The organism is Nocardioides turkmenicus (assembly GCF_011045035.1).
GTDB classification, from domain to species: Bacteria; Actinomycetota; Actinomycetes; order Propionibacteriales; family Nocardioidaceae; genus Nocardioides; species Nocardioides turkmenicus.
On the sequence record NZ_JAALAA010000010.1, the window covers coordinates 180,825 to 199,220 of the forward strand.

The 18,396-nt window shown below is 71.1% G+C and carries 15 protein-coding genes; 5 read left to right on the forward strand and 10 right to left on the reverse strand.

Annotated elements, in window-relative coordinates:
- Positions 1 to 101 precede the first annotated feature (101 nt).
- Genes G5C66_RS13980 through G5C66_RS13995 form a run of 4 tightly spaced genes read right to left on the reverse strand, consistent with a single transcriptional unit; the run spans position 102 to position 5,673 of the window.
- Positions 102 to 2,504 (reverse strand): beta-xylosidase/alpha-l-arabinosidase, encoded by a 2,403-nt coding sequence (locus G5C66_RS13980; RefSeq protein ID WP_165111569.1) that lies wholly within the window; start codon positions 2,502 to 2,504, stop codon positions 102 to 104.
- Between the two features lie 14 nt (positions 2,505 to 2,518).
- Positions 2,519 to 3,370, reverse strand: coding sequence for a carbohydrate ABC transporter permease (locus tag G5C66_RS13985; RefSeq protein WP_165111570.1), 852 nt, complete (start codon positions 3,368 to 3,370; stop codon positions 2,519 to 2,521).
- Positions 3,367 to 4,362, reverse strand: a complete 996-nt coding sequence (locus G5C66_RS26845) for a carbohydrate ABC transporter permease (protein ID WP_338144170.1) — start codon at positions 4,360 to 4,362, stop codon at positions 3,367 to 3,369. Before G5C66_RS26845 ends, G5C66_RS13985 begins: the two co-directional genes overlap by 4 nt.
- A gap of 21 nt (positions 4,363 to 4,383) precedes the next feature.
- On the reverse strand, positions 4,384 to 5,673 hold the full coding sequence (locus G5C66_RS13995) for an ABC transporter substrate-binding protein (protein WP_165111572.1): 1,290 nt from the start codon (positions 5,671 to 5,673) through the stop codon (positions 4,384 to 4,386).
- A gap of 160 nt (positions 5,674 to 5,833) precedes the next feature.
- Here G5C66_RS13995 and G5C66_RS14000 point away from each other — a divergent pair, with 160 nt between their 5' ends.
- Positions 5,834 to 6,865, forward strand: a complete 1,032-nt coding sequence (locus tag G5C66_RS14000) for a LacI family DNA-binding transcriptional regulator (RefSeq protein WP_165111573.1) — start codon at positions 5,834 to 5,836, stop codon at positions 6,863 to 6,865.
- Positions 6,866 to 6,944: 79 nt separating this feature from the next.
- On the opposite strand, the gene G5C66_RS14005 is transcribed toward G5C66_RS14000, so the two are convergent.
- Genes G5C66_RS14005 through G5C66_RS14015 form a run of 3 tightly spaced genes read right to left on the reverse strand, consistent with a single transcriptional unit; the run spans position 6,945 to position 10,083 of the window.
- Entirely contained in the window at positions 6,945 to 8,219 is a 1,275-nt protein-coding gene (locus G5C66_RS14005; RefSeq protein WP_165111574.1) for a sugar ABC transporter permease, read from the reverse strand.
- Positions 8,216 to 8,965 (reverse strand): ATP-binding cassette domain-containing protein, encoded by a 750-nt coding sequence (locus G5C66_RS14010; RefSeq protein ID WP_338144171.1) that lies wholly within the window; start codon positions 8,963 to 8,965, stop codon positions 8,216 to 8,218. The genes G5C66_RS14005 and G5C66_RS14010 overlap by 4 nt, the downstream gene beginning before the upstream one ends.
- Positions 8,962 to 10,083 (reverse strand): sugar ABC transporter substrate-binding protein, encoded by a 1,122-nt coding sequence (locus G5C66_RS14015; protein ID WP_165111576.1) that lies wholly within the window; start codon positions 10,081 to 10,083, stop codon positions 8,962 to 8,964. The genes G5C66_RS14010 and G5C66_RS14015 overlap by 4 nt, the downstream gene beginning before the upstream one ends.
- Positions 10,084 to 10,274: 191 nt before the next feature.
- Here G5C66_RS14015 and G5C66_RS14020 point away from each other — a divergent pair, with 191 nt between their 5' ends.
- A complete protein-coding gene (locus G5C66_RS14020; RefSeq protein ID WP_165111577.1) occupies positions 10,275 to 12,449 on the forward strand; it encodes an acyltransferase family protein in 2,175 nt (724 codons plus the stop codon).
- Here G5C66_RS14020 and G5C66_RS14025 read toward each other — a convergent pair.
- Genes G5C66_RS14025 through G5C66_RS14035 form a run of 3 tightly spaced genes read right to left on the reverse strand, consistent with a single transcriptional unit; the run spans position 12,446 to position 14,648 of the window.
- On the reverse strand, positions 12,446 to 12,850 hold the full coding sequence (locus G5C66_RS14025) for a RidA family protein (protein WP_165111578.1): 405 nt from the start codon (positions 12,848 to 12,850) through the stop codon (positions 12,446 to 12,448). The genes G5C66_RS14020 and G5C66_RS14025 overlap by 4 nt on opposite strands.
- A gap of 26 nt (positions 12,851 to 12,876) precedes the next feature.
- Positions 12,877 to 13,626: an IclR family transcriptional regulator gene (locus G5C66_RS14030; protein WP_165111579.1), complete on the reverse strand. Its 750-nt coding sequence runs from the start codon at positions 13,624 to 13,626 to the stop codon at positions 12,877 to 12,879.
- Complete coding sequence (locus G5C66_RS14035) at positions 13,623 to 14,648, reverse strand: sugar kinase (RefSeq protein ID WP_338144172.1); 1,026 nt, start codon at positions 14,646 to 14,648, stop codon at positions 13,623 to 13,625. The genes G5C66_RS14030 and G5C66_RS14035 overlap by 4 nt, the downstream gene beginning before the upstream one ends.
- Positions 14,649 to 14,772: 124 nt before the next feature.
- Here G5C66_RS14035 and G5C66_RS14040 point away from each other — a divergent pair, with 124 nt between their 5' ends.
- From G5C66_RS14040 to G5C66_RS14050, 3 genes are read left to right on the forward strand one after another with little or no spacing between them, the layout of a single operon-like run.
- Positions 14,773 to 16,104 (forward strand): type III PLP-dependent enzyme domain-containing protein, encoded by a 1,332-nt coding sequence (locus tag G5C66_RS14040; RefSeq protein WP_165111580.1) that lies wholly within the window; start codon positions 14,773 to 14,775, stop codon positions 16,102 to 16,104.
- 11 nt (positions 16,105 to 16,115) lie between these two features.
- Positions 16,116 to 17,726: an N-acyl-D-amino-acid deacylase family protein gene (locus G5C66_RS14045; RefSeq protein ID WP_165111581.1), complete on the forward strand. Its 1,611-nt coding sequence runs from the start codon at positions 16,116 to 16,118 to the stop codon at positions 17,724 to 17,726.
- Positions 17,723 to 18,376 (forward strand): bifunctional 4-hydroxy-2-oxoglutarate aldolase/2-dehydro-3-deoxy-phosphogluconate aldolase, encoded by a 654-nt coding sequence (locus tag G5C66_RS14050; RefSeq protein WP_241248499.1) that lies wholly within the window; start codon positions 17,723 to 17,725, stop codon positions 18,374 to 18,376. The genes G5C66_RS14045 and G5C66_RS14050 overlap by 4 nt, the downstream gene beginning before the upstream one ends.
- The last annotated feature ends 20 nt before the right edge of the window (positions 18,377 to 18,396 follow it).

Consider the following 18,396-nt stretch of genomic DNA (forward strand, 5'->3'; position numbering starts at 1 on the left):
CCGAGTCGGCCCGTCTTGACACCGAGCCCGGTCGAGTCGGCCCGTCAAGACGGGCCGACTCGGCAGGGATCTCGGTCAAGACGGGCCGACTCGCCCGGCGCCTAGCGCACGACCGTCGCGGTCGTGATCCGGCGGTCGGCGGGGCCGACGCGGTGGACGTCTCCGGTGATGGTGACCAGCGCCTTGTCGCTGCCCGACCCGCTGGCGGCGGAGGCGGCATCGATCTCGGAGAGCTCGGCGATGCCCTCGGCGACCGCGGTGGCCACCTTCTCGCCGGCGGAGGCGGCGACCCAGACCTCGACGTCGCCGGGTTCGACGACCCGGGTGAGGCCGCGGTCGGCGAAGGCCAGCCTCGTCGTCGGCACGTCGAAGCGCACCACCGCCGACTCGCCGGGCTCGAGCGCGACCCGCTGGTAGCCGAGCAGCTGCGAGACCGGCCGGACGACCGATGCCTGCAGGTCGCGCCCGTAGAGCTGGACCACGTCCACGCCCGCGACGTCACCGAGGTTGGTGACGGTCACCTCGACACCGAAGCTGTCCCCGGCCTCGACCGTACGGTCGGCCGAGAGGCCGCTGTGACCGAAGGTCGTGTAGGAGAGCCCGAAGCCGAACGGCCGTGCCGGGGTCGGGTCGGTGGCGGTGACCTCGGAGGGACCGCCCAGCAGCGGCTGCAGGTAGCTGTAGGGCTGGGTGCCGGAGACCCGCGGCAGCGACACCGGCAGCCGGCCCGACGGGTTGACCGCGCCCGAGATGATCCGGGCCACCGCCGCTCCGCCCTCCTCGCCGGGGAAGAACGCCTGCAGCACGGCCGCGGGACGCTCCTCGTCCTCGAGCGCCCAGCCGATGGCGTACGGCCTGCCGGTGACGACCACGAGGACGACCGGCGTCCCGGTCGCGACGATCTCGGTGACCAGCTCGCGCTGCACGCCGGGAAGGTCGAGCGACTCGGAGTCGTTGCCCTCCCCCACCGTGCCACGGCCGAAGAGCCCGGCCTGGTCGCCGACGACGACCACGGCGACGTCCGCACCTTCGGCCGCGGCGACGGCCGCCGGGAAGCCGGAGCGGTCGGAGCCCTCGACGTCACAGCCGGCGACGACCTCGTAGGAGGACGCGCCGAGCTCGGTCCGGAGCGCGTCCGCGATCGTCGGCAGCTCGATGCCCAACGGCTTGTCGGGGTAGCTCGCCATCACGTGGTTGACGAAGGAGTAGCAGCCCATCAGCGCCTCGGAGCGGTCGGCGTTGGGGCCGATGATCGCCACCTTGCCGGCGCCACCCGCGAGCGGGAGGACCCCGTCGTTGCTGAGCAGCACCACCGACTCCTCGGCCAGCCGACGGGCCAGCGCACGGTGGGCGGGCGAGTCCAGGTCGATCGACTCCGGCGCACCCTCCTCCAGAGCCGTCGCGAACGACGGGTCGAGCAGGCCGAGCGACTCCTTCTGCGCCAGCGCCCGGAGCACCGCCCGGTCGACGAGCGACTCGGACACCTCCCCGGAGCGGACCAGCGCCGCGAGCGGCTCGAGGTAGGCGTCCCCGCTGGGCAGCTCCACGTCGACGCCGGCCTCCAGGGCCAGGGCCGCGGCCCGCCCCCGGTCGGCGGCGATCGCGTGCATCACCGCGAGGAACGCCACCCCGAAGTAGTCGGCGACCACGACCCCGTCGAAGCCCCAGGTCTCACGCAGCAGCGTGGTGAGGTGCTCGACCGAGGAGTGCTGCGGCACCCCGTCGATGTCGTTGTACGACGCCATCACCGACCTCGCGCCACCGTCCAGCACCGCCATCTCGAACGGCGGCAGATAGATGTCGGCGATCTCGCGCGGCCCCGCGGAGACGGGAGCGTGGTTGCGGCCGGCACGAGAACCGGAGTAGCCGACGAAGTGCTTCAGCGTGGCATGCACGCCGGCTGACTGCAGCCCCCGGACGTATGCCGTCCCGACCGTCCCGACGAGATAGGGGTCCTCGCCGATGGCCTCCTCGCAGCGGCCCCAGCGGGCGTCGCGGATGACGTCGAGCACCGGGGCGAGCCCCTGGTGCACGCCGAGGGCGCGCATGTCGTCACCGATCATCCGGGCCATCTCCTCGACGGCCTCGGGATCGAAGGACGCACCCCACGCCAGCGGCGTCGGGAAGGTCGCGGCCTCCCAGGCCGCCAGCCCGGTGAGGCACTCCTCGTGGACCAGGGCCGGGATCCCCAGCCGGGTCTGCGAGACCAGGCGTCTCTGCTCGGCCCACAGCCAGGCGGCCCGCTCGGCGGGATCGACGGGCCGGGTGCCGTACACCCGGGTGTAGTGGCCCAGGCCGTGGGCGGTGATCTCCGAGAGGCGCGGGGCGCCGCCCTCGGCGTCGGGAGCCATCTCGTTGGCCATGGGTGCGACGACGTCGCCGCCGCGGTCGAGCCAGTAGCCCACGATCTGGGCGAGCTTCTCCTCCAGGGTCATCCGCGCGTGCAGGTCACGTACGCGTTCGGAGACCTGTGGCCAGGCAGGGAGGGGTGCGGATTGAGTCACAGGAACGTTCCGTTCTAGCCCTTGACCGCGCCCTGCAGGCCGCTGACGAGCCGGCGCTGGAAGGCGAGGAAGAGCACGAGGGCAGGGATCATCGCGAGCGTGGTGAACGCCAGGACGCCGGCGGTGTCGGCGGAGTGCTCGGTGGAGAAGTCGGCGACGCCGAGCGGGAGTGTGCGCATCTTGTCCTGGAGCAGCAGGAGCGGAAGCAGGTAGGCGTTCCAGGAGGTCACGAACGCCAGCACCCCGACGGTGATCATCCCGGGTGCCGACAGCGGCATCAGGACCCGCCAGAAGACGCCGATCCGGCTGGCGCCGTCCATCAGCGCCGCCTCCTCCAGCTCCTTGGGCAACGCCATCAGGAACGGCCGCAGGATCACCACCGTCATCGGCAGCGCGAACGCCGCCTGCGGCAGGGCCACGCCCCACCAGGTGTTCGCCATGTGCAGGTTGCGGGTGATGATGATGAACAGCGGGATGATGGCCACGGCCGCCGGGAAGAGCAGTCCGAGCACGAAGACCATGAACAGCGCCTCGCGCCCCCGGAACTGGTAGCGAGCCAGCGGGTACGCCGCCATCAGCCCGAACACGACGGTCACCACCGTGGTGATGACCGCGATCATCGTCGAGTTGAGGGCGTACTGCCAGAACGACGGGTTCGACAGCACGCCGGCGTAGTTGGTCCACACCCACGGGTCGGGCAGCCCGGCCGGCTTGTCGGCCAACTGGGCGTTGGTGCGGAATCCTCCCAACGCGCCGTAGAGGACCGGGCCGATCGTGATCGCGACGACGATCAGCGCGATCAGGTAGACCCACAGGTTGCCGCCGTCGCTGCGACGGCGCGGGGTGAGATCAGCGATGACGCTCATACCGTGTCCTCCTTGGTGTCACGTCGCAGGACGAAGACCTGGTAGGCAAGAGCCATCGCGAACGCGATGACGAACAGGATCACCGAGGCGGCGCCGGCGATGCCGTAGTTGTGGCGCTTGGTGCCCTCGTCGATGAGGTACGTCGCCATGGTGGCCGTCGCGTCCGCGGGACCACCCTGGGTGAGCACCCAGATCATGTCGAAGCACTGGATCGAGCCGATCATGGAGAGGAAGGCCCAGGTACGCATCGTGGGCCCGAGCAGCGGGACCGTGATCCGCCACTGCGTCTGCCACCAGGAGGCGCCGTCGAGCTGGGCGGCCTCGTAGAGCTCCTCGGACACACCCTGCATGCCGGCCAGGAAGAGCAGCACGGCCAGGCCGAGGTACTTCCAGGTGAGCACCAGGAGCACGATCCACAGCGCGTACTCCGGGGTGCCGAGCCAGCCCTGCTCGGGCGGGGTGAGCCCGATCTGCGCGGTGACCGCGTCGATGAAGCCATATTGCGGCTGCAGCAGCTGGAGCCAGACCACCGCGGCGATGACCTCGGCCAGGACGTACGGCACGAAGATGATCGTGCGCAGCAGACCCTGACCCTTCATCTTCCGGTTCAGCAGGAGGGCGATGGCCACGCCCAGCGGGAGCTGGAGCAGGATCGAGCCCACCACGATGACCATGTTGTGGCCGACCGCGCTGCGGAAGACCTCGTCGCCGAGGACCTCGGCGTAGTTCTCCAGGCCGACGAAGTCGGTCAGGTCGCCGAAGCCCTTCCAGTCGTAGACGGAGAAGCGCACCGCGGTGACGATGGGCCAGGCGACGAAGAGCGCGATCAGCGCGAGCGCGGGGGTTACGAAGATCAGGATCTCCAGGCGCTTGCGCCAGGCGTCACCACGATGTCCGGTACCCCTCGGACCGCCGGAGGCCCGGCGTACAGGCTCTGTACGCCGGGCGCCCGATGTGGCGTGCCCTGGCGCCGCCGGAGCGGGTTCGGTCACGTCATGTGTCACAGGTTCGACTCACTTTTCCTTGTCAGCCGCGGCCTGGGTGGCCGTGACGATGTCAGCAGCGTTGCCCTTGCCTGCGAAGACGTTGACGATGGCGTCGTTCATCGCGCCGCCGACGGACTGGCCGAAGGCGGTGTCGAAGTAGAGCTGGACGTACGGCGCGCTGTCGCGCACCTTGATCAGGTCGGCCAGGGCCGGGTCGGTCAGCGCGCCGGTCGCGTCGGGGTTGGTCGGCAGGCCCATCCCGTTCTCCGCGAAGCCCGTCTGGACCTCGGTGGAGAGGAGGTGCTTGACGAAGTCGACCGAGGCGTCCGGGGCACCCTCGGAGACGGCCCAGGCGTCGCCGCCGCCCATCTGCGCGGCCGGGTCACCCTGGCCACCCTCGATCTGCGGGAAGGCGAACCAGCCGGTCTTGTCCCCCAGGCCCTTCTTGTCCTCGGTGATGCCCTGCATCACGCCCGGCTCCCAGTGACCGGCGAGCTCCATGGCGACCTTGCCGGTGGCCAGCAGACCCGACGCCGAGGTCGGCCCCTCCTGGGCTCCCGTGGAGAGGAAGCCGTTGTTGAACGGCTTCTTGGCGACGATGTCGGCGACGTCCTCGCCGGCCTTCTCGAAGCACGGGTCGGAGAAGTCGAGGCTCTTGACCGCATCGGTGAGCACGTCCTGCGAGCACTCCCGGACCGCGGTCCAGTAGTAGTAGTGCGCGGCCGGCCAGCCGTCCTTGGCGCCGACCGAGACCGGCTGGATGTTCGCCGCCTTGAGCTTGTCGACGGCGGCGTAGAAGTCCTCCATCGTCTCCGGCGCGGCGGTGATGCCGGCCTTGGCGAACAGGTCCTTGTTGTACCAGAACCCGACGACGCCGATGGAGAACGGCAGCGCGTACGTCTTGCCCTCGACCTGCCAGCCGGCGACCGAGCCGCCGATCATCTCGATCTCCTCGGCCGCGTCCTCGGACAGGTCCTTGGTCAGGCCGGCCTCGACGTGGTCGGCGAGCTCGCCGCCGCCACGCTCCATGTAGACGTCCGGGACCTGCTCGGGGTCGCCACTCTGGAAGGCGGCGTCGAGCTTGGTGAGCATGTCCTCGTGGGCGAACGCCTGGACCTTGACGTCGACGCCGGGGTTGGCCTTCTCGAAGTCCTTGGCGACCTGCTCGTAGTAGCCCTTGCCGGGATCGTTGTTGGAGTTGTGCCACCAGATGATGGTGTTGTCGTCGCCACCGGAGTCGCCCGAGCCGCCACAACCGGTGGCGGCAATCATCAGTCCGGCGCAGAGCGCGGCGAGTGCTTGTGTCTTCCTCGACATCGTGGAACCTCTTCGTTGCAAGCTCTGGGTGGGTGGGGTATGTGACTGCCGCCACATCGTCGGGGTCGAGCATGGCTGGTGTGGGCGGGCGATGTCAATCGTTGTCGATAACGATTTCGTAGAGAGGCGGAAGATGACCCGAGTGGGCTAGTGTCAGATCATGAGCACGCTCGACCAGCCCCGCCCGCGACGGGTGACGATCACGGACGTCGCCCGGGAGGCGGGCGTTTCGGTGGCCACGGTCTCGAAGGTGATCAACGAGCGCTACGGGGTCAGCGAGGCGACGACCGAGAAGGTCCTCGCCGTCATCGACCAGCTCGGCTACCAGTCATCGCTCATCGCCTCGAGCCTGCGCCGCAAGTCGACCGGCGTCATCGGTGTGCTCGTCGCCGAGTTCGAGCCCTACTCCGCCGAGCTCCTCAAGGGCATCTCGGCGGCCTTGGACGGCACCGGCTACGAGCTGCTGGCCCACGCCGGCCGCACCGGTGCCCACAACCACACCGGCTGGGAGCGTCGCTCGCTCTCCCGTCTCGGCCACACCCTCATCGACGGGGCGATCGTGGTCACCCCGTCGATGATCATCACCGACGAGACCACCATCCCGGTGGTCGCGATCGACCCTCACACCGGACCCGACGGCCCGATGACCGTCGACGCCGACAACATCACCGGCGCCAGGCTCGCGGTCGACCACCTGGTCGGGCTCGGCCACCGGCGCATCGGGTTCCTCGGCGGTCGCCCCGACCTCCGCTCTGCGGCCCTGCGCGAGCAGGGCTTCCGTGAGGCTCTCCACGACGCCGGCCTGAGCGTCTCTCCCGAGCTGATCCGGGTGGGCGGCTACCACCCCGAGCTCGCCGAGGCACCGGCCCGCGAGCTGCTCTCGCTGCCTGCGGGCGAGCGCCCGACCGCCATCTTCGCCGCCAACGACATCTCCGCGATCAAGGTCATCGAGGTCGCCGGCTCGCTCGGCCTGAGGGTTCCCGAGGACCTCTCGGTGATCGGCTTCGACAACGTACCCGAGGCCCGCGACGCCACTCCCCCGCTCACCACCGTCGCCCAGCCGCTCCACGAGATGGGCCGGGCCGCCTTGGAGCTCCTCCTCGAGCTGCTCGAGGGCAAGCAGACCGAGCGCCACCTGCGGCTGCCGGCCGAGCTGGTCGTCCGCAGCAGCACCGCCCCGCCGAAACCGTAGTCCTGGCGGGCCGAGACCGTAGAAGTGGCGGACGAAACTGTCGTTTCGTCCGCCACTTCTGCAGTTTCGGCGAGAGGGGCTACACGTGTCCGGTAGCCGAAGCCCGGCGCCGGGACAGGGCGTCGACGCTCGCCGCGACCAGTAGGACCAGGCCGGTGACCATCCAGACGGTGCCCTGAGGCTGGTCGAGCAGGCCCATCCCGTTGTCGATGACGGCCACCACCGTGCCACCGATGACCGCGTCGATGACCCGGCCCTTGCCGCCGAAGAGCGAGGTGCCACCGATGACGGCGGCACCGACGGCGTACAGCAGGGTCGTCTCGCCGCCGGTGTTCGGGTTCACCGAGTTGGTGCGGCTCGCGATCATGATGCCCGCCATCGCAGCCATCGTGGAGCAGAGGATGAAGCACGACAGCCGCACCCGGAACACGTTGATCCCGGCCCTCCGCGCCGCCTCGGCGTTGCCGCCGACCGCGTAGACGTGCCGGCCCCAGGCGGTGCGGGTCAGCATGAAGGTGAGCACGATCAGCAGGCCGACGATCACCAGCAGCGAGACCGGCACTCCCTTGAGCGAGGTCAGCGCCGGGTTGCGGCTGCGCTCGACCGAGAGGTAGCCGACCACGGCGAGCACCACGACCGTCAGCAGCCCCGTCTTGAGCGCCCACAGCAGGATCGGCTGCACGGTGAGGTTCTTGGCGCGGCGGCGCGCGTCGGTGACGTACGTCGAGACCGCATAGCCCACGATGCAGACGATCCCGAGCGTCCAGCCGAGCCAGACCGGGAGGTTGGCGTTGTTGAGGCCGTTGATGAAGTCGTTGCGGTAGGGAATCGTCCCGCCCTCACCGATCATCGTCAGCAGCACGCCCTGCAGGCCGAGGAACGCGGCCAGGGTGACCACGAACGACGGGATGCCGAGCCTGGCCACCAGCAGCCCGATGAGCAGGCCGATCACCGCGCCGGTGAGCAGCGCCGCGACCAGCGCAGGCAGGAGCGGCCACTCCTGCCGGGTGAGGAACACCCCGAGCACGCCGGCGCAGGTGCCGCCGGCGAAGCCCGCCGAGAGGTCGATCTCGCCCAGCAGCAGCACGAAGACCAGGCCCATCGCGAGCACCGTGACGCCCGCCGACTGACCGATCAGGTTGGCGAAGTTGAACGAGTTGGTGAACTGCTCGGGACGCAGCGCAGAGAAGACCACGACCAGCGCGATCAGGCCGAGCACCGCAGGCAGCGAGCCGACCTCCCCGCCCTTGATCTTGGCGAGGTAGGCGCGGAGGATCCCGCCCAGCGAGTTGTCGGGCATCGGGTCCGGCGAGGCCGGATCTGCCACCGGACGGTCGTCGACGTCAGCACTCATGCCGCTCCTCCTTCGGGAACAACGCCGGTGGTGATCGCCTCGACGACCCGCCCACGCGTCGTGGAGGCGGCCTCGATCTGGCCGACCATGCGGCCCAGGTGCAGGACCGCGATGTCGTCGGCGACCTCGAAGACGTCGTTGAGGTTGTGGCTGATCAGCACGACGCCCAGGCCCCGGTCGGCCAGCCGCCGCACCAGCCGGAGCACCTGCTCGGTCTGCGCCACGCCGAGGGCCGCGGTCGGCTCGTCGAGGATGACCAGCTTGGAGTTCCACAGCACGGCCCGGGCGATCGCCACCGTCTGCCGCTGGCCACCGGAGAGGGAGGCGACCGGCGTACGCACCGACTTCAGCGTACGCACCGAGAGCCCGTCGAGGGTCTCCCGAGCACGCTGCTCCATGGTGTCCTCGTCGACCAGCCGGAACCGCCGCATCTCCCGGCCGAGGAACATGTTGTGGACGACGTCGAGGTTGTCGCACAGCGCGAGGTCCTGGTAGACGACCTCGATCCCGAGCGCGGCGGCGTCCTTCGGGCTGGTCACCTTCACCGGCTCGCCCTCGAAGAGGTAGTCGCCGGCGTCGAAGAGGTGGATGCCGGCCATCCCCTTGACCAGGGTGCTCTTGCCGGCGCCGTTGTCGCCGACGAGCGCGGTGACCCGGCCCGCCCGTACCGAGAGGTCCACTCCGCGCAGGACCTGCACGGCGCCGAAGGACTTCTCGACGCCGTGCAGCTCCAGCAGCGGACTCACTGAGGCACGCCGTTCTCGGTGCACAGGGCGGCGATCGCGCCGGCGCACACCTCGGCGGCATCGGCCTGGCCGTCCTTGATGACGGTCACGACCGACTCCTTGGTGATCCAGACGGGCTCGGCGAGCACCGAGGGCACGTCTCGGCCGGCCTCGGTGTCCTCCACCGTCCCGGTCGCCAGCGCCGCCGCGGCGTCCTCGTCACCCTCGATCAGGGCGATCGCGAGGTCGGCGGCGGCCTTGGCCTCGAGCGCGGTGTTCTTGTAGACCGTGCCGCACTGGAAGCCCTGCAGGATGTTCTGCAGACCCTCGACCGAGGCGTCCTGGCCGGTCACCGGGATCTTGCCCTGCGCGTTGTTGGCCTTCAGCCGGGCGATGATGCCGCCGGCCATGGTGTCGTTGGCCGAGACCACACCGTCGATCTTGCCGCCGTTGGCGGTGTACATCTGGTCGAAGACCTTCCCGGCCTTGGTGGCGTCCCACTCGCCCGACTGGTCGCCGACGAGCTTGTAGGTGCCGTCGGCGATCTTCGCCTCGAGCGCCTTCTCGTAGCCCGACTTGAACAGGGCCGCGTTGTTGTCGGTGGCCGCGCCGTTGACGTAGACGATGTTGCCGCCCTTCTTGCCCGAGGCGGTGATGCACTCGTCGAGGCCCGTGCCCATCAGCTCGCCGACCTTCACGTTGTCGAACGAGACGTAGTAGGAGGCGCCGCCGTTGAGGGTCAGCCGGTCGTAGTCGATGCTCGTCACTCCGGCGTCGGCGGCCTTCTTCAGGCAGGCCGCGCCCGACTCGGAGTCGAGGTTGGTGATGATGATGACCTTGACGCCCTCGTTGATCATGCTGTCGCAGAGCTGGCCGAACTTGGCGGTGTCGCCCTGGGCGTTCTGGATCGTGGCCTCGAGGCCGGCTTCGTCGAACGCCTTCTCGAGGTTGGGCCGGTCCTGGGACTCCCACCGGGGCGACGTGGTCGCGTCGGGCAGGATCACCCCGACGTCGGTGCCGCCGGAGCCACCCGAGTCGCCGCCACCGTCATCCGAGCCACCACATGCCACGAGCGACGCGGTCGACAGGGCAGCGACCGCTGCGACCGCCATCAGACGGCCGATCTTGTGCGTGTTCATCGTTCGAACTCCTCAGTCTGGGTGTGATCCAAGTCACGTCGGGGTGCAACCTATCTCCTGCGGCGGCGATGTGAAACGGTTTCGAGGAGATCCCGATGACGGATTGACAACGTCCGTATGCCAACAGGTCACCACTGCTCGTTAGGGTGCGACGGCTCCCACCCACCGACGTCCATCAGAACAGCGATCACGTGACCGCCATCCCGGATATTTCCGCTCCCCCCACGACCCGGACCGACAGCGATCCCAAGAACCCCAGATCTGGGCAGGCCTCCGGGCACATCAGCGAGATCCACGGCCTGCGCGGCATCGCGCTGGCGCTCGTGGTCGCCTTCCACCTCTTCGGCAACGGCCGGGTCTCGGGCGGGATCGACGTCTTCCTGGTGATCTCGGGCTTCCTCGCCACCCGGTCGCTGGTGAGCAGGGCGGAGCGCGGCCGCGTACGGCTGGGCGAGCACTACGGACGTACGTTCGCGCGGCTCGCCGCGCCGGCGCTGATCGTGCTGGCCGCGACGGCCGCACTGATGGTGGCCTTCATCCCGCAGACGCTGTGGACGCAGACGACGCGCGAGATCGTCGCGGCGGCGACGTACACGCTCAACTGGGAGCTCATCGCGAGCCAGCTCTCCTACGGCGCCGCGGGGCCGTCCTCGACCCCGGTGCAGCACTTCTGGTCGCTGGCGGTGCAGGGGCAGTTCTTCCTGCTGTGGCCGCTGGTGGTCGTCGGGCTCGCCTTCCTGCTCCGGGTGGTCACCCGCGGCCGGATGCGGGGTCGACTGGGTCTCGCGCGGGCGCTGTTCGTGCTGACCGCGGCCGCGTTCGCGGTCTCCTTCGTCTATGCGATCAAGGTCTCCGGAGCCGACCAGGCCGCTGCGTACTTCAACTCCGTCACCCGCTTCTGGGAGATCGGCGCCGGTGCCCTCACCGCGCTCGCGCTGCGCCGCCTGAGCCTGCCCGAGAAGATCAAGCCGTACGCCGCATGGACCGGCCTCACCCTGATCGTGACCTGCGGGTTCGTGATGGACGGTGCCGACCACTTCCCGGGGCCGCTGGCGCTGTGGCCGGTCGCCGGGGCGCTGCTGGTGATGGCCGGCTCGACGCCGTCGCCGCACGGGCCGCGCCGCCTGCTGGAGACCCGACCGCTGCGGTTCGTCGCCGACATCTCCTACGAGCTGTACCTGTGGCACTGGCCGCTGCTGATCGCGTGGCTCTACTACACCGGCGGCGAGCGCCTCACCCTCCTCTCCGCCGCGGGCGTGCTGGTCGTCTCGACGGTGCTCGCCTGGGCGACCAACCGGCTGGTGACCCGGCCGGTCCAGACGTACGTCATCAAGCCCGGCGGCCCGCGAGCCCTGGTCGCCACCCTGGCCGCTCTCGCGGTCGCCGTCGGCGGGGGCTGGAGCGGGCTGGTCGCGATCAGCCACTCCGAGACCAGGGCGATCGAGGCGGCGGCGCGGCTGGCGACCGCCGACCCCTACACGACCGAGTGCCTCGGCGCCGCCGCGATGGCGGTCGCCTCGGCGGGCGGGTCCTGCGACAACCCGGACCTGCGCGGCGAGCTGATCCCGGCGGTGGCGGCGATCGGCGAGGACGACGACAACCGGAGCGAGTGCTGGTCGTTCGAGGAGCGTCCGGTGCGCTTCAGCGCCTGCCCGAACGGAGCGGTCGAGGGCTACGAGAAGCGGCTGCTGATGGTCGGTGACTCCCACGCCGTCGCCCCGGTGGGCGCGCTCGACCTGATCGGCAAGCAGCGCAGCTGGCGCATCGACGTCGCCTCCCGCGCCGCCTGCCACTGGAACACCCGTCCGCTCGGCCGGAACGTCGCCGACAACCGCCCGGCCTGCGCGGAGTGGAACCGGCAGCTCGAGGACTACCTGCGCGCACCCGAGCAGCGGAACATCGACGCGATCATCGTCACCCACTCGGCCCGCAAGACGACCCAGCCGCTGGGCGACGAGACGCCGTACGAGTCCACCGTCAACGGCCTGGTCGAGGCCTGGAGCCACCGGCCCTCGATGAAGATCCCGGTGATCGCGCTCGTCGACAACCCGATGTTCGAACCCGACAACGCCGCCTATCTCCGCACCACGCTGGGCTGCATCCAGCGGCATTCGCCCGAGACCGCCGGCAAGGCGTGCGGGCGGCCGCGCGCGGACGTACTCGTCAAGGACCCGCACCCCGACGCGGTAGTCCGCGACCCCAACGCGCACCTGGTCGATCTGACCCACCTGTTCTGCGACGACACGCTGTGTCCGGCGGTGATCGGCAACGTCATCGTCTACCGCGACGGCAACCACATCACCTCGCGCTACGCCCGCACGCTGGCGCCCTACCTGGGCCAGGAGCTGGCCCGGATCATGGGTTAGCGGGCGACGGCGAGGGCGTCAATCTCGACGAGCATCTCCTCGCGCGGCAGGCCGGTCATCACGGTCGTGCGGCACGGCAGGATGCCGCCCTCGCCGACCCGGGAGCCGATGAACTCGCCGTAGGCCTCGTTCATCGCGGCGAAGTCGGCCCGCGTGGTGAGGTAGACGCGGAGCATCAGCACGTCCTCGAAGCCGGCACCGGCGGCGGCCAGGATCGCCTCCACGTTCTGCAGGGTGCGTACGGTCTGGGCCTTCACGTCACCCGGGAAGAGGTACTCGTTGGTGACGGGGTCGACCGGACCCTGGCCGGAGACCTGGATCATGCCGCCGCGGACGACCCCCTGGGAGAACGTGTGCGCGGGGGCCGGAGCCTGGTCGGTGGAGATGCGGATGTCGGACATGGGTTGGGTTTCCTCTCGGGGTGTTCTCATGAGCTCCGGCCGGCCCAGTCGGCGGAGATCGCTCCGGTGGCCGCGAGGAGCTGCGGCACCAGGGCACGCACCCCCTCGCGGGGCAGGATGACGTCGGGCACGGAGACGGAGACCGCCGCGATGACGCGCCCGGCCTCGTCGCGTACGGGCGCCCCGACGCAGTTGATGAAGTCCTCGTGCTCGGCCGCGTCCTCGGCCCAGCCCTGCTCGCGGGTGCGGGCGAGCACCTCGCGGTAGGCCGCGGCGTCGGCGATGGTGCGGCTGGTGAAGGGGCGGAAGTCGATGCCGGCGATCACCGCGTCCTGCTCGCCGCGCGGCAGGCCCGCGACGAGCACCTTGCCGACGGCGGTCGCGTGCAGGGCGGCGGGCAGACCCACGCGCGAGTACATCCGCACCGCGTGGGTGCTCTCCACCTTGGCGAGATAGATCGCGGCGCCGTTCTCGTACGCCGCCAGGTGGACGGCCTGACCACCGGTCTCGGCCGCGAGCCGGGTCAGGTGGGGCTGAGCGACGTCGCGGATGGCGTGCTGGGCTAGGGCGATCGTGCCGAGCGCGAAGAGCCGGGAGCCGAGGTGGTAGCGCTGGCGGTCGTCGCGGCGTACGAACCGGTCCGCCTCCAGGGTGTGCAGCAGGCGCATCGCGGTGGTCTTGTGGACCTGGAGGCTGGCGGCCACCTCGTCGAGGGACCGCTCCCCCTCACCGAGCTCGATCAGGATCTGGAGCGCACGGGACAGGCTCTGGCTCATCGGACTCCCTCCCGGGACGCCAGCGCCGGCGAGTCGATGCCGGCGGCGCTCACCCGGGTCGCCGCCCACTCCTCCGCAGAGCAGTCGAGCAGCCGGGCACGTACGTCGGCGGCCGGCGGGTCGGCATGGTCGCCGGTCGCGGCCAGCACGCCCGCGGCGACCAGGTGGCCCTGGCGCAGCCGGCCGACGGGGCCGATCCCGTCGACGAGCGCTGCGAGGTAGCCCGCGGCGAAGCCGTCGCCCGCGCCGACCGGCTCCACGACATCGACCCGGAGGGCGGGGACCTCGGTGGCACTCCCGTCGGGGTCGTGCTCACCGGCCGCGTGGGAGTCGGCCTTGATCACGAGCCGCGGCCGCTCGCCCAGGAGCGCACGCAGGTCCGAGGGAGTGTCCACGCCGAGCGCCGCTCGGGCCTCGTCGGCGCCGAGCAGGACCACGTCGGCCGCGCGGAGCAGGTCGAGCAGGGGCGTGGTGTCGCGGCCGAACCACAGGGCCGGTCGCCAGTTGAGGTCGACGCTGAGCCGGAACCCGTGCTCCTCACGCAGCGCCAGGAGGCGGGCAACCAGAGCCGATCCCTCCTCGAGGATGCCGACGGTGATGCCCGAGGTGTGCACCACCTCGGCCGAAGCCAGCGCCTCGGCGATGCCGGGCCGGTCGAGCAGGTCCGCATCCATCGCGGCCGCCGCGGAGCCGGCGCGGTAGTAGTGCATCCGGCTGCCGCCGGGGGCGGGCTCCTTCACGTAGAGACCCGTGGGCCGATCGGGGTCACGCTCGGCCTCGACCTCCACACCGCGCCCGGTCAGGTCGTCGGTCACGACGTCTCCGAACGGGTCCCGGCCGAGCCGGGACACCCAGGCGGTCCGCACACCGAGAGCGGCCAGGGCTCCCGCGACATTGGCCTCCGCCCCACCGACCGAGCGACGCAACGTCGTCGCCTCCGCCAGCGGCCGGTCGCCATCCGGGCGCAGGACGACCATCGCCTCCCCGAGACAGACCGCCCGCACGTCTCCGCTAGTGCCCACGAATGGAGCTCCTCCCTGTCGCTTCGTCGCCGGCCCGTTGACGACCGGTGTGACCGATGCTACAACTATTGAATCACATTACGCAATCACCGTTGCACATTATGCAACACAGGAAGGACGGGTCATGGATCACCCGGCAGCCCACATCGACACGACGGCCGTCGCCGCGCTGCGCGACGAGCGGGTCGACTGGCGCCACAAGGCGATCCCGCCCGCGCTGTGGGGACGCACGGTCGCCGAGGTGCTCGACGAGGCGCCGCGTCTCTCGCAGCTGCCGACGCCCGTGCTCTCCCTCTCCCGGGTCGCGATGACCCACAACCGCGACGTGCTGGCGGCGTGGTGCGCGGAGCGCGGCACGGCCCTGGCGCCTCATGGCAAGACCACGATGGCTCCGCAGCTGTGGGCCGAGCAGCTCGCCGCGGGGGCCTGGGCGATCACCGTCGCCAACCTCCCCCAGCTCGCCGTCGCCCGCGCCTTCGGCGTCTCCCGGGTGATCGTGGCCAATGCGATCGTCTCCCCGCTCGCGCTGCGCTGGATCGCCGACCAGCTCACCGAGGACCCGGACCTCGAGGTGCTGGTCTGGGCCGACTCGCCCCGCACCGTCGCGCTGATGCACGACGCGCTCGCCGCCCATGCCGCCACGGCCGGGCCGCGACGCGCGCTCGGGGTGCTCGTCGAGCGCGGGGCCGCGGGCGGGCGCACCGGCGCCCGGGACGAGGAGACCGCGGTGGCCGTCGCCGAGGCGGTCGCGGCCTCTCCCCACCTGGAGCTCGCCGGCGTCACCGGCTACGAGGGCGCGCTGGCGCACACGACCGACGAGGCGGCGCTCGGCGTCGTCCATGCGTACGTCGACAGCCTGGTCTCCCTGCACCGGCGGATCTCCGGCCTGCTCCCCGGCGAGCGGATGCCGGTCGTCAGCGCCGGCGGCAGCGCCTACTTCGAGCAGGTGGCCGACGCGCTCGCCCCGCTCGTGACGAGCGACGAGGCGCGGGTGGTGCTGCGCAGCGGCGCCTACATCACCCACGACGACGGCTTCTACCGCGGCATCTCACCCCTGGGCAGCGCGCCCCGCACCACCGGCCCCGGCCTGCGCAGCGCCCTGCACGGCTGGGTGCGGATCAGCTCCCAGCCGGAGCCGGGGCTCGCCCTGTTCGACGCCGGCAAGCGTGATCTGCCCTTCGACGAGGGCCTTCCCGAGGCCCAGCTGCTGCGCTCGCGGACGACCGGCTTCCCCGCGACTCCGCTCGCGGGCGTCGAGGTGACCGCGCTCAACGACCAGCACGGCTTCCTCCGCTGGGACCCCGCCACCGAGCCGCCCGTCGTGATCGGCGACGAGCTCCGCCTCGGGCTCTCCCACCCGTGCACCGCCTTCGACAAGTGGGGCCTGATCCCGGTCCTCGACGACGCCGACGCCGACGACCCGGTCGTCGTCGACCTCGTGCGGACCTGGTTCTGAGAGGACTGACCATGACCGACCTGCTCATCCGCGACGCGACCGTCATCGACGGCACCGGCGCCCCGGCGTTCCACGCCCACGTCAGCATCGACGCCGGGCGGATCACCGGCATCCACACCGACGGCGCGGCACCGAGAGCGCGACGCACCATCGACGCCGCCGGCCGGGCGCTGACCCCCGGGTTCATCGACATGCACGCCCATTCGGACCTGCAGATCCTGGTCAACCCCGACCACACCGCCAAGGTGAGCCAGGGCGTCACCCTCGAGGTCGTCGGACAGGACGGGCTCTCGTTCGCGCCCGCCGACGCCACCGCGCGGGCCCATCTGCGGCGTCAGATCGCGGGCTGGAACGGCGAGCCCGACGACTTCGACTTCGACTGGGACACGGTCGCGGGCTACCTGGACCGGCTCGACCGCGGGATCGCGTGCAACGCGGCGTACCTCGTGCCGCAGGGGACGCTGCGGCTCATGGTCGTCGGCCCGGACAACCGGCCCGCGACTCCGGCAGAGATCGCCGAGATGGCCCGGCTGCTCCGAGTCGGGCTCGACGAGGGTGCGGTGGGGATGAGCAGCGGTCTGACCTACCCGCTGAGCATGTTCGCCGACGACGAGGAGCTGGCCACGCTGTGCCGGGTCGTCGCCGAGGCGGGCGGCTACTACAGCCCGCACCACCGCTCCTACGGGGCCGGAGCGCTGGAGGCGTACGCCGAGATGATCGCCGTCGCGCGGGCCTCCGGGTGCGCCCTCCACCTCACCCACGCGACCATGAACTTCGAGCCCAACCGCGGGCGGGCCGGTGAGCTCGTCGACCTCATCGAGACCGGTCTGGCCGACGGCGTCGACATCACCCTCGACACCTATCCCTACCTTCCCGGCGCAACCACCCTCAGCGCCGTGCTGCCCAGCTGGTCTACCTCCGGCGGCCCGGACGCCCTGCTCGCGCGGATCGCCAACCCGGCCGACCGAGCCCGGATTGCCCACGAGCTCGACCACGTCGGCACCGACGGCTGCCACGGCTGCGTCACCGACTGGCGCACGATCCAGATCAGCGGCGTACGCAACCCCGAGCTGTCGCGCCACGTCGGCCGCACCGTCGCCGAGATCGCCGAGGAGTCCGGTCAGGTGCCCACCGACGTCTTCTTCGACCTGCTCGTGCGCGACCGGATGGCCACCACGATCCTCCAGCACGTCGGCCACGAGGAGAACGTGCAGACGATCATGCGCCACCGCACCCACTGCGGCGGCAGCGACGCGATCCTCGTCGGCGAGCGCCCGCACCCGCGCGCGTGGGGCACCTTCCCCCGCTACCTGGCCCGCTACGTACGCGACCTCGGCGTGCTCGACCTGGTCGACTGCGTCCACCACCTGACCGGCCGCCCGGCCTCCCGGCTGCGGCTCCACGCGCGAGGCCTCGTCCGGGAGGGGTACGCCGCCGATCTGGTGCTCCTCGATCCCGAGACCGTCCAGGACACCGCCACCTTCGAGGAGCCGCGGCAGCAGGCGCGCGGCATCGACTGGGTGCTGGTCAACGGCACCGCCGTCATCGAGGACGGCCACCGCACCGACGCGCTGCCCGGCCGGGCGCTGCGCCGCACCGACGAAGGAACCCGAGCCCGATGAGCGAGAACCCGATGAGCAACCCCGTGCTCGACACGCTCCGCGCCGACCAGGCGCTGGTCGTCGTGCGGGCCTCTCGGATCGACGATCCGGTCGCGCTCTGCGACGCACTGGTCGCCGGCGGCATCCGGACGGTCGAGCTGACCTACACGACGCCAGGGCTGACCGGCCTGCTCGCCGCCGTCGCCGCTCGCTCCGGCGACGGCATCGTGATCGGCGCCGGGACGGTGCTGACCGCCGACCAGGCCCGCGCCGCGCTCACTGCCGGCGCCCGGTTCCTGGTGACGCCCGGCCTTCCGGCCGAGGCCGCGGAGATCGTCGAGGAGGGCCACGCCGCCGGAGCGGCCGTCATCCTCGGCGCGCTCACCCCGACCGAGGTCCTCGCGGCGACCACGCTGGGCGCCGACGCGGTCAAGATCTTCCCGGCCCGGGCCGTCGGCCCGCGCTACCTCTCCGACCTGCGGGGCCCGTTCCCCGAGGTCGCCCTGATCCCTTCCGGCGGAGTCGACGACGACAACGCCGCGGAGTTCCTGCGGGCCGGCGCCATCGCCGTGACCGCCGGGACGTCGGTGGTCGACCCCGCCGACGTCGACGAGGCCCGGTGGGAGCAGATCACCACCAACGCCGCCCGGTTCCGCGCAGCTCTGCGCTGAGTCCAACCCACCCATCCCCC

Excerpts from the sequence above, each read along its gene's own strand:
- G5C66_RS13985 (WP_165111570.1), bottom strand. The coding sequence starts at position 3,370 with ATGAGCGTCATCGCTGATCTCACCCCGCGCCGTCGCAGCGACGGCGGC.
- G5C66_RS13995 (WP_165111572.1), bottom strand. The coding sequence starts at position 5,673 with ATGTCGAGGAAGACACAAGCACTCGCCGCGCTCTGCGCCGGACTGATG.
- G5C66_RS14000 (WP_165111573.1), top strand. The coding sequence starts at position 5,834 with ATGAGCACGCTCGACCAGCCCCGCCCGCGACGGGTGACGATCACGGAC.
- G5C66_RS14005 (WP_165111574.1), bottom strand. The coding sequence starts at position 8,219 with ATGAGTGCTGACGTCGACGACCGTCCGGTGGCAGATCCGGCCTCGCCG.
- G5C66_RS14015 (WP_165111576.1), bottom strand. The coding sequence starts at position 10,083 with ATGAACACGCACAAGATCGGCCGTCTGATGGCGGTCGCAGCGGTCGCT.
- G5C66_RS14025 (WP_165111578.1), bottom strand. The coding sequence starts at position 12,850 with ATGTCCGACATCCGCATCTCCACCGACCAGGCTCCGGCCCCCGCGCAC.
- G5C66_RS14030 (WP_165111579.1), bottom strand. The coding sequence starts at position 13,626 with ATGAGCCAGAGCCTGTCCCGTGCGCTCCAGATCCTGATCGAGCTCGGT.
- G5C66_RS14040 (WP_165111580.1), top strand. The coding sequence starts at position 14,773 with ATGGATCACCCGGCAGCCCACATCGACACGACGGCCGTCGCCGCGCTG.
- G5C66_RS14045 (WP_165111581.1), top strand. The coding sequence starts at position 16,116 with ATGACCGACCTGCTCATCCGCGACGCGACCGTCATCGACGGCACCGGC.
- G5C66_RS14050 (WP_241248499.1), top strand. The coding sequence starts at position 17,723 with ATGAGCGAGAACCCGATGAGCAACCCCGTGCTCGACACGCTCCGCGCC.